General features: G+C 31.5%; 15 protein-coding genes. All 15 read left to right on the top strand.

Going from position 1 to position 15800, the window contains the following annotated elements; genetic code table 11:
- Window positions 1-33 precede the first annotated feature (33 nt).
- Window positions 34-498, top strand: coding sequence for a UpxY family transcription antiterminator (locus OLM51_RS05845; protein WP_264553415.1), 465 nt, complete (start codon window positions 34-36; stop codon window positions 496-498).
- 298 nt (window positions 499-796) lie between these two features.
- Window positions 797-2080, top strand: coding sequence for a nucleotide sugar dehydrogenase (locus OLM51_RS05850; RefSeq protein WP_264553416.1), 1284 nt, complete (start codon window positions 797-799; stop codon window positions 2078-2080).
- 30 nt (window positions 2081-2110) lie between these two features.
- Window positions 2111-3118: a mannose-1-phosphate guanylyltransferase gene (locus OLM51_RS05855; RefSeq protein ID WP_264553417.1), complete on the top strand. Its 1008-nt coding sequence runs from the start codon at window positions 2111-2113 to the stop codon at window positions 3116-3118.
- A gap of 12 nt (window positions 3119-3130) precedes the next feature.
- A complete protein-coding gene (gene rfbB / locus OLM51_RS05860; protein ID WP_264553418.1) occupies window positions 3131-4177 on the top strand; it encodes a dTDP-glucose 4,6-dehydratase in 1047 nt (348 codons plus the stop codon).
- A 54-nt stretch (window positions 4178-4231) separates the two neighbouring features.
- A complete protein-coding gene (locus OLM51_RS05865; protein WP_264553419.1) occupies window positions 4232-6745 on the top strand; it encodes an SLBB domain-containing protein in 2514 nt (837 codons plus the stop codon).
- 6 nt (window positions 6746-6751) lie between these two features.
- Complete coding sequence (locus tag OLM51_RS05870; protein WP_264553420.1) at window positions 6752-7819, top strand: Wzz/FepE/Etk N-terminal domain-containing protein; 1068 nt, start codon at window positions 6752-6754, stop codon at window positions 7817-7819.
- A gap of 65 nt (window positions 7820-7884) precedes the next feature.
- Entirely contained in the window at window positions 7885-8895 is a 1011-nt protein-coding gene (gene pseB, locus OLM51_RS05875; RefSeq protein ID WP_264553421.1) for a UDP-N-acetylglucosamine 4,6-dehydratase (inverting), read from the top strand.
- A complete protein-coding gene (gene pseC / locus OLM51_RS05880) occupies window positions 8879-10093 on the top strand; it encodes a UDP-4-amino-4,6-dideoxy-N-acetyl-beta-L-altrosamine transaminase (protein ID WP_264553422.1) in 1215 nt (404 codons plus the stop codon). The genes pseB and pseC overlap by 17 nt, the downstream gene beginning before the upstream one ends.
- Window positions 10080-10754, top strand: coding sequence for a class I SAM-dependent methyltransferase (locus OLM51_RS05885; protein ID WP_264553423.1), 675 nt, complete (start codon window positions 10080-10082; stop codon window positions 10752-10754). The genes pseC and OLM51_RS05885 overlap by 14 nt, the downstream gene beginning before the upstream one ends.
- A 25-nt stretch (window positions 10755-10779) precedes the next feature.
- A complete protein-coding gene (locus OLM51_RS05890; protein ID WP_264553424.1) occupies window positions 10780-11646 on the top strand; it encodes an aldo/keto reductase in 867 nt (288 codons plus the stop codon).
- A complete protein-coding gene (locus OLM51_RS05895) occupies window positions 11637-12398 on the top strand; it encodes a glycosyltransferase family protein (protein WP_264553425.1) in 762 nt (253 codons plus the stop codon). The genes OLM51_RS05890 and OLM51_RS05895 overlap by 10 nt, the downstream gene beginning before the upstream one ends.
- Window positions 12398-13708, top strand: coding sequence for an aminotransferase class III-fold pyridoxal phosphate-dependent enzyme (locus OLM51_RS05900; RefSeq protein ID WP_264553426.1), 1311 nt, complete (start codon window positions 12398-12400; stop codon window positions 13706-13708). Before OLM51_RS05895 ends, OLM51_RS05900 begins: the two co-directional genes overlap by 1 nt.
- 7 nt (window positions 13709-13715) lie before the next feature.
- Entirely contained in the window at window positions 13716-14276 is a 561-nt protein-coding gene (locus OLM51_RS05905) for a GNAT family N-acetyltransferase (RefSeq protein ID WP_264553427.1), read from the top strand.
- Entirely contained in the window at window positions 14270-14743 is a 474-nt protein-coding gene (locus tag OLM51_RS05910) for a GNAT family N-acetyltransferase (protein WP_264553428.1), read from the top strand. Before OLM51_RS05905 ends, OLM51_RS05910 begins: the two co-directional genes overlap by 7 nt.
- A complete protein-coding gene (gene pseI / locus OLM51_RS05915) occupies window positions 14694-15770 on the top strand; it encodes a pseudaminic acid synthase (RefSeq protein WP_264553429.1) in 1077 nt (358 codons plus the stop codon). Before OLM51_RS05910 ends, pseI begins: the two co-directional genes overlap by 50 nt.
- Window positions 15771-15800: the final 30 nt, after the last annotated feature.

Raw genomic sequence — 15800 nt, forward strand, 5'->3', positions numbered from 1 at the left:
TTTGAATGCTTTGTTTCAATTTAAATAAAAATTATGAACTGGTATGTAATATACACAAAGCCTAAATGGGAAAAGAAAGTTGCTGAAAAACTAAATCAAGTTGGCATTGAATGTTATTGTCCATTAATTACACAGGTAAAACAATGGTCAGATCGTAAGAAAAAAGTTGAAGTGCCTTTGTTTAATTCTTATGTTTTTGTTCATTTAAACGATACTGATCGTAATAGTGTTTTTCAAGTTTCAGGAGTAATAAGATATCTATTTTGGTTAGGAAAACCTGCTATAGTAAAAGATGAAGAAATTAGTGTTATTAAAAACAGCCTTTCGTCACCTAATATTAGCGATGTAACGGTTGCGACAATTCAAGTCGGAGATAAGATAAAATTAGAGACTGGGGTATTTAGTAATCAAGAGGCAATAGTTCAGGAAGTTTCAAAGACACATTATATTTTAATACTCGAATCATTAGGTTGTGTTTTGAAAATTAAATATAAGTAATTTGTTTTAAGGCTAAAATCCAAAGAAAACAGGTAATAAAACCTTATTTTTCAGGTTATATTACCTGTTTTCTTTTGTTATTATGGATTTATTTCTGCTATAATTTACGGATTACTACGGGATTATAATGTTTTGGTATTTTGTTTTTAGTGCTTTAAGGGAAACCGTATTGAATAAGTAGAAGTAATACCTTATATTTGCGCAAAATTGAACTTTTAATATCTGTGTTATATTTATGTGACACAGAGAGGCGAAGCCGTGAATTGTGATGAACGAAATAAGTAAAAAAGAGAGTAAAATGGGTAACGATATAAAAATTGCCGTCATTGGTTTAGGTTATGTTGGTTTGCCTTTAGCTAGATTATTTGCTACTAAATATTCTGTTGTAGGTTTTGATATAAATGAGGCAAGAATAAAAAGTTTAAATTCTGGTTTTGATAGTACATTAGAAGTAGACGCTGAGACTCTAAAAAAAGTTTTGGTTAACAGTCCAAGTGCTGAAAAAGGTTTGTATTGTTCAAATTTATTAGAAGATATTTCCGAATGTAATTTTTTTATAATAACGGTTCCTACGCCTGTAGATAAAAATAATCGCCCAGATTTAACACCTTTATATAAATCAAGTGAATCAGTTGGTAAAATATTAAAAAAAGGTGACATTGTTATTTATGAATCAACGGTATATCCTGGAGTAACAGAAGAACAATGTGTCCCTGTTTTGGAAAAAGTTTCCGGACTTGTTTTTAATGAAGATTTTTTTGCGGGATATTCTCCTGAGAGAATAAATCCAGGTGATAAAGAACATACTGTTGAGAAGATTTTAAAAGTTACTTCTGGCTCAACTCCTGATATTGGACTTAGGGTTGATGCCTTGTATAAATCGGTTATCACAGCCGGAACTCATCTGGCACCATCAATAAAAGTAGCAGAGGCAGCTAAAGTGATAGAAAACTCTCAACGAGATATAAATATTGCTTTTGTAAATGAGTTGGCAAAGATATTCAACCTAATGAATATTGATACTCAGGAAGTATTAGCGGCAGCAGCAACAAAATGGAATTTTTTACCTTTCAAGCCTGGTTTAGTAGGTGGACACTGCATTGGTGTTGATCCTTATTATTTGGCACAAAGAGCACAGGAGTTTGGATATCATCCTGAAATAATTTTAGCGGGACGACGTTTAAATGATAGTATGGGGGAGTATATCGCTTCTCAGGTAGTAAAATTGATGATAAAAAAAGGTATATCGGTTAATGGCGCTAGCCTTTTAATGCTAGGTATAACTTTTAAGGAGAATTGTCCTGATGTAAGGAATACTAAAATTGTTGATGTGATTAAAGCATTGACGGAATATGGTATGTCGGTGACAATTTATGATCCATTAGCTAATGTTAAAGAAGTAAAAGAAGAATATGAATTAACAACAGTAAATTCAATTCCAAAAGAAAAATTTGATGCGATCATTTTGGGTGTAGCACATGCTGAGTTTTTAGATTTAAATTTTTCAGAATTACAAAATGATAATAGTTTATTATATGATGTAAAAGGAGTGTTGGGGACTATAGCTGATAACAGATTATAGTAGTCAGGACTTCTTTTTTATTTTAAAATAATGAGTACAGAAAAAACAATTACACATGTAATCCTAACTGGAGGGGTAGGTAGTAGATTGTGGCCGCTTTCACGTAAAAGCAGACCAAAGCAGTATTTGGAGATATTTGAAGGTAAATCTTTATTTGAAATGACTGTTGATCGTAATAGTCACCTTGCTGGTAAAGTTATGGTGGTTGGAAATGTAGATAATCACCATTTAAGTGGTGCAGTGATGGATAAAACGGCGACTTCATATATCAATATAGTTGAGGCCACACCTAGGAATACTGCTGCTGCAATTGCATTTGCTGCTTTTGCATCAGATCCTGATGATATATTAATTGTAACGCCTTCTGACCATATTATAGATAAAATTGAAGAATATAATAATGCTATTCAAGAAGCTGTATTAAAAGCAAAGGAAGGTTTTATTGTGACATTTGGGATTATACCGACTAAGCCAGAAACAGGTTATGGTTATATCGAGTCTAAAGGAGACAAAGTAATTTCATTTAGAGAAAAACCAAATGAGACTACTGCAAAAGAATTTATTGCAAGAGGCAATTTTTTATGGAATAGTGGTATGTTTTGTTTCAAAGCTGGAGTTCTTTTAGACGAATTGAAACAATTTCAGCCAGATGTTTATGAAAAATCTAAGATTGTATGGGAATCTAGTAAAAATGGATTCTTAGATTTTGATTTATCGCTAGAAATTCCATCAATTAGTATTGATTATGCTGTAATGGAGCGCAGTAAAAGAATAAAAGTGGTTCCAGCGTCATTCTCATGGTCAGATTTAGGTTCTTTTGAATCGGTGTATGATTATTTAATTTCTAAAGGCCATCCCATTGATAATAATGGAAATATGGTAATTGGAATGGAAAAATATACTACTTTTTTAGGGTTAAAAAATGTTATTTTTGTTCACACAGATAGTGCTAATTTGATTTTGCAAAAAGAAGATTCACAAGATGTAAAAGACATCTATAGTGAATTAGAAAAGCAGAATTCTGATTTATTAAATTAATTGAAATTTAAAATGAAAAAAATTCTTATAACTGGAGGAGCAGGTTTTATTGGTTCGCACGTAGTTAGGCGTTTTGTTAATAAATATCAAGAGTATCAAATTTTTAATTTAGATGCTCTGACTTATGCTGGAAATCTTGAAAATATTAAAGATATAGAAAATCAGCCCAACTATACTTTTGTAAAAGGAGATATTGTAGATGAAAACTTTATAAACGAACTTTTTGCTATTCATAAGTTTGATGGAGTGTTGCATTTAGCTGCAGAGTCTCATGTTGACCGTTCTATTGAAGACCCTTTAGCATTTGTAAAGACTAATGTCATTGGAACAATGAATTTGTTAAATGCTGCTAAAAACCAATGGAAAGATAATTTTGAAGGAAAAAGATTCTATCATATCAGTACAGATGAAGTTTATGGTTCATTAGGAGCAGAAGGATTATTTACTGAAACAACTTCCTATGATCCTAATTCTCCTTATTCTGCTTCAAAAGCCAGTTCTGATCATTTTGTGAGAGCATATGGTGAAACTTATAGTTTACCTTATGTTTTAACTAATTGTTCAAACAATTATGGATCATTTCATTTTCCCGAAAAATTAATTCCGCTTTTTATTAATAATATTATCAATAATAAACCTTTGCCGGTTTATGGAGATGGAAATTATACAAGGGATTGGCTTTTTGTTGAAGATCATGCTATTGCAATAGACTTAGTTTTTCATGAAGGAAAAAATCATGAAACATATAATATTGGGGGCTTCAACGAATGGAAAAATATTGATTTGGTTAAATTATTATGCCAAATTATGGATGAAAAATTAGGAAGAGAAAGTGGGACTTCTGCAAAACTAATTACATATGTAAAAGACAGGCCGGGTCATGATTTGCGTTATGCAATTGATGCTTCAAAAATTAATAAAGAGTTAGGATGGAAACCATCTGTTACTTTTGAAGAAGGTTTAGAAAAAACGATTAATTGGTATCTGAATAACGAAGAATGGTTGCAAAATGTAACATCAGGTTCTTACAAAGATTATTATCAAAAACAATATTCATAAAAAACTTTAAGCAGTTTTTTGAACCAAATTTCAAGGTTAAATTCTAAATTATATATGAAAAAGATAATATATGTTCTTACTCTGTTTTGTATTTTGCTAATGTCTTTTAATGCAAATGCTCAGGATATTATAAAGTCTAAAGATTTAAGCACTGTAAAAGTTGATTATTTATCAGATGATGAAATTGCTAAAATAATTTCTCAATTAAAAAGTAATAATGCGACAATAAATGATGTTGAATCTATGGCTTTGTCAAAAGGGATGAGTCAAAACGAATTTGATAAATTAAGAATTCGGGTAACAGAATATGAAAAGAAGAACTCGAAGGATAAGGACAAAAAAGATAAGGATAAAAAGAAAGATGATAAATCAAAAGAGATAGATAAAGATTCTGAGTTTGGAAGAAAACAGGAAAAAATTAAAAATGAAAAAATAAAGGATTCCTTAAATGCTTTGATTTTTGGCTCTGAATTGTTTGATAATCCTACTTTGAATTTTGAACCAGATCTAAAAATGGCAACGCCAATAAATTATGTTCTGGGGCCAGGAGATAAATTAGAAGTTAGTATATATGGTGTTCAGCAATTTGAGGATACTGTACCTGTAAATTTTGAAGGTAAAATTTCAATTGCAAATGTTGGACAAATTGCGGTAGCAGGAATGTCTATCGAGGCAGCTTCACAAAAAATAAGAGCGGCAATTGCCAGAGTTTACAGTACTGTTAGATCTGGACAATCTCAGGTTAGTGTTAGTTTAAGTGATATTAGAACTATTAAAGTGACCATTGTAGGCGGTAAACAACCTGGGAATTATTCTATTTCATCTTTGGCTTCTGTTTATAATGCGTTGCATTTAGCAGGTGGTCCTGGAAAAAATGGTAGCTACAGAAATATAGAATTAATTAGAAATAATAAGGTTTATAAAAATATTGATATCTATAAGTTTTTAGTAAAAGGAGATCAATCAGATAATGTAAATTTAAGAGATAATGATGTAATCCGAATTCCTGCTTATACTCAGAGGGTTGTAGTAGAAGGGGAAGTAAAACGTCCTGGTATTTTTGAAATGAAAAAAGGAGAGACATTTACAGATCTATTGTCTTTTGCTTCAGGATTTAACGAATTTGCATATACAGCATCTGTGAATGTGATGCAAAAAACAGGAAAAGAGTTTAAGGTACATGATATCAATGAAAGTGAATATAATTCATATTTGCCACAATCTGGGGATGTTTTCAGAGTAACTAAAATTTTAAATCGATTTGAAAATCGTATTAAAATTGAAGGAGCAGTTTTCAGACCAGATTATTATTCTTATAATGATGGTATGAGAATCTCAGATCTTATTACCAGAGCCGAAGGATTAAAAGAAGATGCTTATACAAAAAGAGCAAGAATTATTCGCTTAAAGACTGATTTAACGACTGAAATTGTCAATGTAGATTTAGGAAATGCTTTGTCTGGGGATTTAAATGCTGATATTGAATTAAAACGAGAAGATATTATTACGGTTTATTCGATTCTTGATTTTAGAGAAGAATATAAAATTACTATTGATGGAGAGGTTAAAAATCCTGGGGAATATGAGTATTTTGAAAATTTAACTTTAAATGATTTAGTTGTTCAGGTAGGTGGACTGACAGGTTCTGCGTCAAAAAGAGTAGAAATTGCAAGAATGGTAAAATCAGATGTAATTGATGATGCTGATCCAAAACGTATAGAATTGGTTGAACTTGAAATTACTGCTGATAACAATGAACAAATTAAAAATTTTGTATTAAAACCGTTTGATGTGATTAATATCCGTAAAATGGCAGTTTATGAAAAGCCAGAAATGGTAAAAGTTAGCGGAGCAGTAACTTATCCAGGTAAATATGTTTTAGCTAATAAAAAAGAAACAGTTTATAATGTTGTAATGCGAGCAGGAGGGTTAACATCTATTGCCAATCTGGATGGTATGAAAATAAAAAGACCAATTAAAGAGGAGCAGATTAAACAATTAGAAAATATAAATCTTAATCTTGATAAAAAAAATGATGAAGACGAAGAATTGTCAAAATCAAAGCAAGAGGGTTTGAATTTAAAACAAAAAGATACACTTAGTTCTAAGTTGTCAAAAAAACTTAGAGATGAACTAAAATATGCTACAATTCCAGTTAATTGGGAAAAAATTGTAAAAGATAAAAATCACTATTCTAATGTTACCTTATTTCCTGGAGATGAGATCGAGGTAGCGGTTTATAACGAAGGTGTTAAAGTTACTGGAAATGTCTTGCTTACTTCCGAAATTCCATATAGAAGCGGAAAAGGATTTAAATATTATATAAATTCTGTTGGAGGTGTAGATAGTAAGGGGTGGAAGAAAAAAGCCTATATTATTTATCCAAACGGAAAAGCATCTGTAACTCAGTCATTTTTGTTTTTTAGATCATATCCAAGGGTGGAGCCTGATTCACAGATAGTTGTTCCGGAAAAACCTGAGACAAAAAAAATGAGTACTGGAGAATGGGTTAGTATAGGAAGTGTACTTACTAGTTTGGCATTATTAATAGTTACAGCATTTAAATAATTTTTAATGGAAAAGAAAACTATTGAAAACGATGAGGTATCGTTAAAAGAACTAATAATAGAAGTAAAAGCATGGTATGCTTATTTATTGTCTCAATGGAAAATTATTATGTTAGCTGGATTAATTGGAGCGGTTTCAGGTTTAACATATTCACTTATTAAAAAACCTATTTATACTGCTACTTTATCTTTTGCCTTAGAAGATGAAAAAGGTGGAGGAGGCATTGGAGGAGCATTAGGATTGGCTAGCTCTTTTGGATTTGATTTAGGGGGGAGTGGAGGAGGAATATTTACTGGTTCAAACTTAACTGAACTATTTAAATCTAGATCAATGGTTGAAAAGACTCTTTTATCACCAGTTACTTTAAATGGAAAAGTAATCTCATTAGCCGAAATGTATATTCAAAATAACAACTGGCGTAAAGGTTGGAATGATAATCAACAATTCGCATCTATTAAATTTTTGCCTTATGCAAATCGTGAAAAATTCACTCGTGCACAAGATAGTATTATGGGAGTTATTTATAGAAATCTCTCTCAAGGAGGACTAACAGTTGCACAAAAAGATAAAAAGATATCAATTGTTAATATTGATGTTACTTCTACAAATGAGCTTTTTGCTAAATATTTTTGTGAGGCATTAGCAAAACAAGTTTCAGATTTTTATGTAAGTACAAAAAGTAAGAAAGCAAGAATCAATATGTCTATTTTACAATACCAAACAGATTCAATTCGTAGAGAGCTTAATGGCTCTATTACAGGTGTAGCTATTGCCAATGATAATACATTTAACTTAAACCCCGCGTTAAATGTACATAGGGCGCCATCTGCAAGGAGACAAGTAGATGTTCAGGCTAATACAGCTATACTTACTGAACTTGTAAAACAAACTGAATTGGCTAAAGTTACACTACGAAAAGAAACACCTCTTATTCAGGAAATAGATAGGCCAATTTTGCCTTTAAAAATGGAACGTGTAGGAAAGGCTAAAGGATTAACAATAGGGGCTTTTTTAGGTGGTTTTTTAATTGTTTTAGTGTTAATTGTTAAAAAATTACTAAAAGGTTTGAGCTAATGGTTTTAATCGTAAAATAAAGCTGAAATACTTTTAATAATAATAAATTTAGAAAATAATATAATATGGATCTTGTAAATAAAACAATATTAATAACAGGTGGTACAGGCTCTTTAGGAAAATCACTGACTTCACATATTTTTGAGCATTACCCAAAAGTGAAGAAATTAATAATTTTTTCGAGAGATGAACAGAAACAATTTCAGATGGCTCAGGAATATCCTGAGAAGGACTATCCCCAGATTAGATTTTTCTTAGGAGATGTTCGTGACCAAGAAAGGCTTATGAGAGCTTTTCAAGGAGTTGATATTGTAATTCACGCTGCTGCTATGAAGCATGTTCACTTAGCAGAATATAATCCGGATGAGTGTATTAAAACAAATATTGGAGGAGCTCAAAATGTTATACATGCTGCCCTTGAAACAGGTGTTCAGGATGTTGTGGCCTTATCGACAGATAAAGCTTGCGCACCTATTAACTTATATGGGGCTACAAAACTTACATCGGATAAATTGTTTGTCGCTGCTAATAATATAAAAGGTAGAAATCCAATTAAATTTTCGGTTGTAAGATATGGTAACGTGATGGGATCTAATGGTTCTGTAATTCCATTCTTCATGAAAAAGAAATCAGAGGGGGTACTTCCTATTACTGATGCTTCTATGACCAGATTTAATATATCGCTGCAGGGCGGTGTAGATATGGTTATGCATGCAATTAAACATGCATGGGGTGGTGAAATATTCATACCAAAAATTCCTTCATACAAAATTACTGATGTAGCAGAGGCAATTGCTCCTGAATGCAAATTGAATATTATAGGAATCAGACCAGGAGAAAAAATCCACGAAGAGATGATCACTTCATCAGATTCATATAATACATTCGATTTAGGGAAGTATTTTACTATACTTCCATCAGTGCCTAATTTTGACCTTGATAAATTTATCACCTTCTTCGATGCTCAAAAAGTAGAAGAGGGGTTTAATTATAACTCAGGTACTAATACTGAATGGGAAACTGTAGAAGGTTTAAGGGAACTTATAAAAGAACACGTAGATGCAACATTTAACTAAAGAGGGAAAGGCAATACCATATGGTCGCCAAAATATAACTCAGGAAGATATTGATGCAGTTATCTCGGCATTACAGTCTGACTACTTAACTCAAGGTCCTAGAATTGCCGAATTTGAGGCTGCTTTTGCAAAGTATATTGGTTGTAAATATGCCGTAGCTTTATCTAACGGTACAGCTGCTCTGCATCTGTGTGCGCTTGCCCTTGATGTAAAAGAAGGTGATAAAGTAATTACTACACCAATAACTTTTGCAGCATCTGCCAATTGTATAAAGTATTGTGGTGGTGATGTAGTATTTGCTGACATAGATCCTTCTACTTATCTATTAGATATAAATAATGTACGACGTTTACTTGAGGAATCTCCTAAAGGGACTTATAAAGGTATTATTCCGGTAGACTTTGCAGGTAAAGCTATTGATCTTGAGGCTTTCAGAAAACTTGCCGATGAATATGGGCTTTGGATTATTGAAGATGCCTGTCATGCGCCAGGAGGCTATTTTACTGATAAGACTGGAAAACAGCAAAATTGCGGTAATGGAAATTTTGCTGATCTAGCGATATTTTCTTTTCACCCAGTAAAACACATTGCTTGTGGTGAAGGTGGTATGATAACAACTAATAATGAAGCATTGTACAATAAGCTATTAATGCTACGTACACACGGTATTACTAAGAGTGATTCTGATTATACCAACAGTATTGCTTTTGCTGCAGGTACACCTGAGGCGGAAAATTATCCTGGTTGGTATATGGAAATGCAGACGCTTGGGTATAACTACAGATTAACTGATTTTCAGGCGGCTCTAGGAATAACACAATTGAAAAAGGCAGATGAAGGAATTAATAAAAGAAGGGAAATAGCTGCAATCTATAATGATGCCTTTGCTGATAAATTATACATTAAAGGCCAATCGGGTGTTGTAGAAGGACATGCTTACCACCTTTATGTTATAGAGGTAGAAGATAGGCTTGGCTTGTATAACTTCTTAAGGGAAAATAAGATTTTTGCCCAAATACATTATATCCCATGCCACCTTATGCCTTATTACAGACTTCAGGGTTGGAATGAGGGCGATATGGTAATAGCTGAAGAATATTATAAAAACTGTATAAGCTTACCAATGTATCCAACATTAACAGTAGAAGAACAAGAATTTGTTATTCAAATTATAAGTTCTTATTATGAAAGAAAATAATCAGAAAGAATCTTTTCTTGCCTACGAAGCTAATGCTTGGTTTGATAGAAATCGAGCAATAATAAAGAAGTATGACTCTAACAAAGACAGAGTCATTACGTTGATCGATGAGTATAATCTGAATCCAAAAAAAGTTCTCGAAATTGGATCTTCTGCTGGATATAGAATTAATGCCTTAAAATCTAGATACAAAGAATGTGAGGTTTATGGTATTGATCCTTCTGAGAAAGCTATAGAATATGGGAGAAGACATTTTTCTGATGTGAATTTTATACACGGAACAGCAGATAATTTAGAGAGTTTAGAAAATCACTCTATTGATATTGTTATTGTTGGTTTTGTTTTTTATGTTATTGATAGGGATATTTTATTTAAAGTTATATCCGAAATCGATAGGGTTCTAAAAAATGGAGGTATATTAATTATTGTTGATTTTTTCTCAGAAAAGTCATTGAAGAATGTTTACGAACATATTAATGAATTTACTGCATTCTCATTTAAACAGAATTATGAAGAAATTTTCACATCGTCTAAATTATACTATCTCTTAGATAAGTCGACTTGGAATCATACTGAAAAAGTACTTGATGCAACCGACAATTATTATGATAAATACAGTATTTCACTCCTTAAGAAAGATACTGTCGCAAGTTACAGGTAATAGACTAAGATTAAAAATATCTAAATTGAATAATAAAATAATATTAGGAACCGTTCAGATGGGCTTAGATTACGGTATTAATAATACAACGGGAAAAGTAAGCTTTGAAAACAGTTGTAAAATTCTAAGAAAGGCCTTCGAATTAGGTATTAATACCTTAGATACGGCAGAAGCTTATGGAGACGCTCATAAAGTAATAGGTGATTTTCATGAATTAAATCCGGATTCAATATTTAATATCATAACTAAGATACCACATGATGATGTTGAAAGTATTGAAAATAAAATAAATACTTATTTAAAAGAACTAAATGTTAATTTTCTTGAAGTTTTGATGTTTCATTCTTTTGATTCTTATTTAAAGAATAAAAACAATATCGGAATTTTGAAAAAATTTAAGCAAGAGGGTATTATAAATCATATTGGAGTTTCAGTTTATACAAATGAACAAATTGAAATATTGTTGTTTGATGATAATATTTCTGTGGTACAGATGCCTTTCAATTTACTAGATAATATATCGTTGCGCGGTGATTTAATGCACAGTTTAAAGAAAAATGGAAAGCTTATTCATACAAGGTCAGCTTTTCTACAGGGACTTTTTTTTAAAGAGAACTTTAATGATAGTATTATAACAAAAAGTTTGCAATCTGAATTAATTGAGATAAAAAACATTGCTAGAGAAGAGAATATAAGTATTTCAAATTTAGCATTGAGTTATTGCTTAAATGAAGAGCTAATTGACCAAGTTTTAATTGGTGTAGATTCTGAGAAGCAGCTTATAGACAATTTAGACGCTTTTAATTATAAGCCAACTAAGACTATAATTGATAAAGTTAATTCTTTAAAAGTCGTAGATTTAGATTTATTGAACCCTTCATTATGGAAATAAAAACAGTTTTAGTTACTCAAGCAAGATTAGGAAGTACTAGGCTTCCTGGGAAAATTTTAAAAGAAATTAAAGGTAAATCTTTGCTTGAAATTCATTTAAACAGGTTAAAAAAATGTTTGAATATTTCAAAAATAATAATAGCGACTACAACTTTAGATATTGATCAACTAATTTGCGATAAAGTTAAGGAATGGGGGTATGATACTTACCGTGGATCTGAATTGGATGTATTAGATCGATTTTATCAATCAGTAAAAGACGAAAACCCAGATTGGATCGTAAGAGTTACCTCAGACTGTCCATTAATAGATCCTAATTTAGTTGATGAAATTGTAACATTTGTTCAACAGAATAATAAAGATTATGGATCAAATGTATTGATTGAAAATTTTCCAGATGGGCAAGATATTGAAGTATTTAAATTTTCGGCTCTTGAAAAAGCTTGGAAGGAAGCTAAATTACTTTCGGATCGAGAACATGTAACATTGTATGTAAGAAATAATTCAGATTTTAATGGAGGGAATTTATTTTCATCGATTAATTATCCATGTCTTTCGGATTTTTCTAATATAAGGATGACTGTGGACGAACAGAGAGATTTTGATTTAATAGAAATCCTTGTAAATTCATTAGGTACAGATAGAACTTGGAAAGAATATACAAATTTCATTATTGAAAATGATTTAGCTTGTATAAATGATCAAATTATAAGAAATGAAGGATTATTGAAATCATTAAAAAAAGATAAATAATGGGGACAGGACAAGAACTGTATAAAAAAGCTAAAACATTAATCCCAGGAGGTACAATGTTATTATCTAAGAGGCCGGAGATGTTTTTACCAGATTTATGGCCATCTTATTTTTCAAAAGCAAAAGGATGCAAAATTTGGGATTTGGATGGTAAGGAGCTTTTGGATATGTCAATAATGGGGATTGGGACTAATACTCTTGGATATGGGAATGACGAAGTGGATAATGCCGTTTTGGAAACTATCAAAAATGGAAATATGACAACCCTAAATTGTCCAGAAGAGGTTTACTTAGCAGAAAAACTTGTAGAACTGAATCCTTGGGCTGACATGGTTCGTTTTGCAAGAAGTGGTGGTGAAGCAAATTCGATTGCGATTCGTATAGCACGTGCTGCATCTGGAAAAGATAAAGTAGCTATTTGTGGATATCATGGATGGCATGATTGGTATTTGTCAGCAAATCATAACGATGGTGGTGATGAATTGTCTGGTCATTTGTTGGCAGGACTTAGTCCTAAAGGGGTTCCTAAAAACTTAAAAGATACTGTTTATCCGTTTAATTATAACAATTTTGAAGAGCTACTTACGATTGTTAATACTAATGAAATTGGTGTAATTAAAATGGAGGTACTTAGAAATTTTGGACCTGAGGATAATTTTTTGCAAAAGGTGAGAAATCTCGCTACAGAAAGAAATATTGTACTAATCTTTGATGAATGTACATCAGGATTTAGAGAGACTTTTGGTGGAATTTACCAAAAGTTTGGTGTTGAGCCAGATATTGCTATGTATGGCAAAACAATAGGCAATGGTTATGCCTTAACTGCAGTTGTTGGTAGAAGAGAAGTAATGGAAGCTGCCCAGCAAACTTTTATTAGTAGTACGTTTTGGACTGAAAGAATAGGTCCAACAGCAGCTTTAGCCACTCTAAAAGTTATGGAAAAGTTAAAATCTTGGGAAATTATCACTGAAACGGGTACTAAAATGCGAGATGGCTGGCAGAAATTGGCAGATCTGCATAATCTAAATATTTCGATTTCAGGAATTCCGGCATTAAGTACTTATAGTTTTGATAGTTCTAATGCTCTATTATACAAAACACTAATAGCTCAGGAAATGTTGGAAAAAGGGTTTTTAGCAAGTACAAATTTTTACGCATCTACAACTCATTCTGATGCAGATTTGGAATCTTATTTTAATGCTTTAGATGAAGTTTATACTCTTATCGCAAAATGTGAAAGTAACGTTTTAAAAATAGAAGATCTATTAAAAGGACCAGTATGTCATGGTGGATTTAAAAGATTAAACTAAACTTGATATGTCATTATATAGCTGTTTAGAGAAACAAATTTTTGAATTTGAGAACTTTAAAATTGTTCCAATCCGTTATGAAGATCGATTTAAAATTATGGAATGGAGGAATGAACAAATTTATCATTTGCGACAAGATAAACCACTTACGAGTGAAGATCAAGAGTATTACTTTAAAAATGTAATATCTCATCTTTTTGATCAGGAAAAGCCCAGCCAAATTTTGTTTTCTTTTTTAGAAAATGATATATGTGTTGGTTATGGAGGACTTGTCCATATTAATTGGATTGATAAAAATGCCGAAATATCATTTATTATGAAAACCGATTTAGAAATGAATCATTTTCAATCATATTGGATAACATATTTAGGTTTGATTGAGCAGCTAGCTTTTAACGAATTAAATCTACACAAAATTTATACATATGCCTTTGACTTAAGGCCAAAATTGTATGATGCCTTATATAATGCAGGTTTTACTGAAGATGCAAGATTATCTGAACATTGTTTTTTTGAGAGCAATTATATTGACGTAGTAATACATGCAAAAACTAATACTTTATGTTAAATTTTAGACATGCGATTTTAGATGACCTTGAACTTTTTTTTAAGTGGGCAAACGATCCTTTTGTTAGAGACAATTCTTATAATTCAACAATTATTGAGTTTAAAGATCATGAGAAGTGGTTTAAAGCTAAGTTAAATGACGAATCGTGTTTAATATTAGTTTTTGAGAATGAAAACAATTTAGAAGTTGGGCAAATTAGAATACAAAAAGAAAATAATCAACAAGCTTTAATTGGAATATCTATTGACTCCATGCATAGGGGTAAAAGTTATTCAAAAGAAATGTTGAATATTGGAACTGATTACTTTTTAAGAAGTAATCCAAATTTTGTTATAAACGCATTTATAAAAGAGAAGAATTTAAACTCAAAGTACGCTTTTGAAAAATCAGGTTTTATATTTCAAAAGATGTTAAGCTATGAGAACTTTAATAGCTTTCATTATACAAAGAAAAATGAAAATAGATAATTTTATTATTGACAAACAAAGTAAAGTTTTTGTTATTGCTGAACTTTCTGCAAATCACAATGGAAGTATTGAAACAGCAATCGAAACAATTAGAGCAGCTAAAAGAGCAGGTGCAGATTGTATAAAATTTCAAACATATACTGCAGATACAATTACAATTGATTCTGATAAAGAAGATTTTTTGATTAAGGGAACGATTTGGGAGGGTAAGAATCTTTATAATTTATATAAGGAAGCTTACACTCCATGGGAATGGCATAAAGAACTGTTCAAAGTTGCAAAAGAAGAGGGACTAGTTTGTTTTTCTTCTCCTTTTGACAAAACTGCTGTTGACTTTTTGGAAGAATTGAATGTGCCAGCTTATAAAATAGCTTCTTTTGAGATTACCGATATTCCTTTGATAGAATATGTAGCATCTAAAGGAAAACCCATTATTATTTCAACAGGAATAGCTGAACAGGAGGATATTGAATTAGCACTCGATGCATGTCGTAGAATGGGCAATAATGATATTGCATTATTGAAATGTACTTCAAGCTATCCGGCTCCTATTGAAGAGGCAAATATGTGTATGGTAAAAGATTTGTCTGAACGTTATAATGTAATAAGCGGTTTGTCAGATCATACTATGGGGGCTACGGTACCAATTGTTGCAACGGTATTTGGAGCAAAAATAATTGAAAAACATTTTATTCTTGATAGATCAATAGGAGGGCCAGATGCTTCTTTTTCTATGAATGAAGGAGAATTCGCTGCTATGGTAAAAGCAGTGCGTGAAGCAGAAAATGCTATTGGGAAGGTGGATTATACTTTAACTGAAAAACAAGCGAAAGGAAAAGATTTTTCGAGATCCCTTTACGTAGTTGAGGATATGAAGGCTGGAGATATAATTACTGATAAAAATGTGCGTTCAATTAGACCAGGATTTGGGTTGCATCCAAAGTTTTTTAATAAGGTACTGGGAAAGTCCATTACAATTGATGTAGAAAGAGGAAGTCGTTTTGAATTGGATTCAATAAAATTATAAAGTAATAGTTTATAAAATTAGAGACTAAAT

It is taken from the genome of Flavobacterium sp. N2038, from assembly GCF_025947185.1.
Lineage (GTDB): Bacteria > Bacteroidota > Bacteroidia > Flavobacteriales > Flavobacteriaceae > Flavobacterium.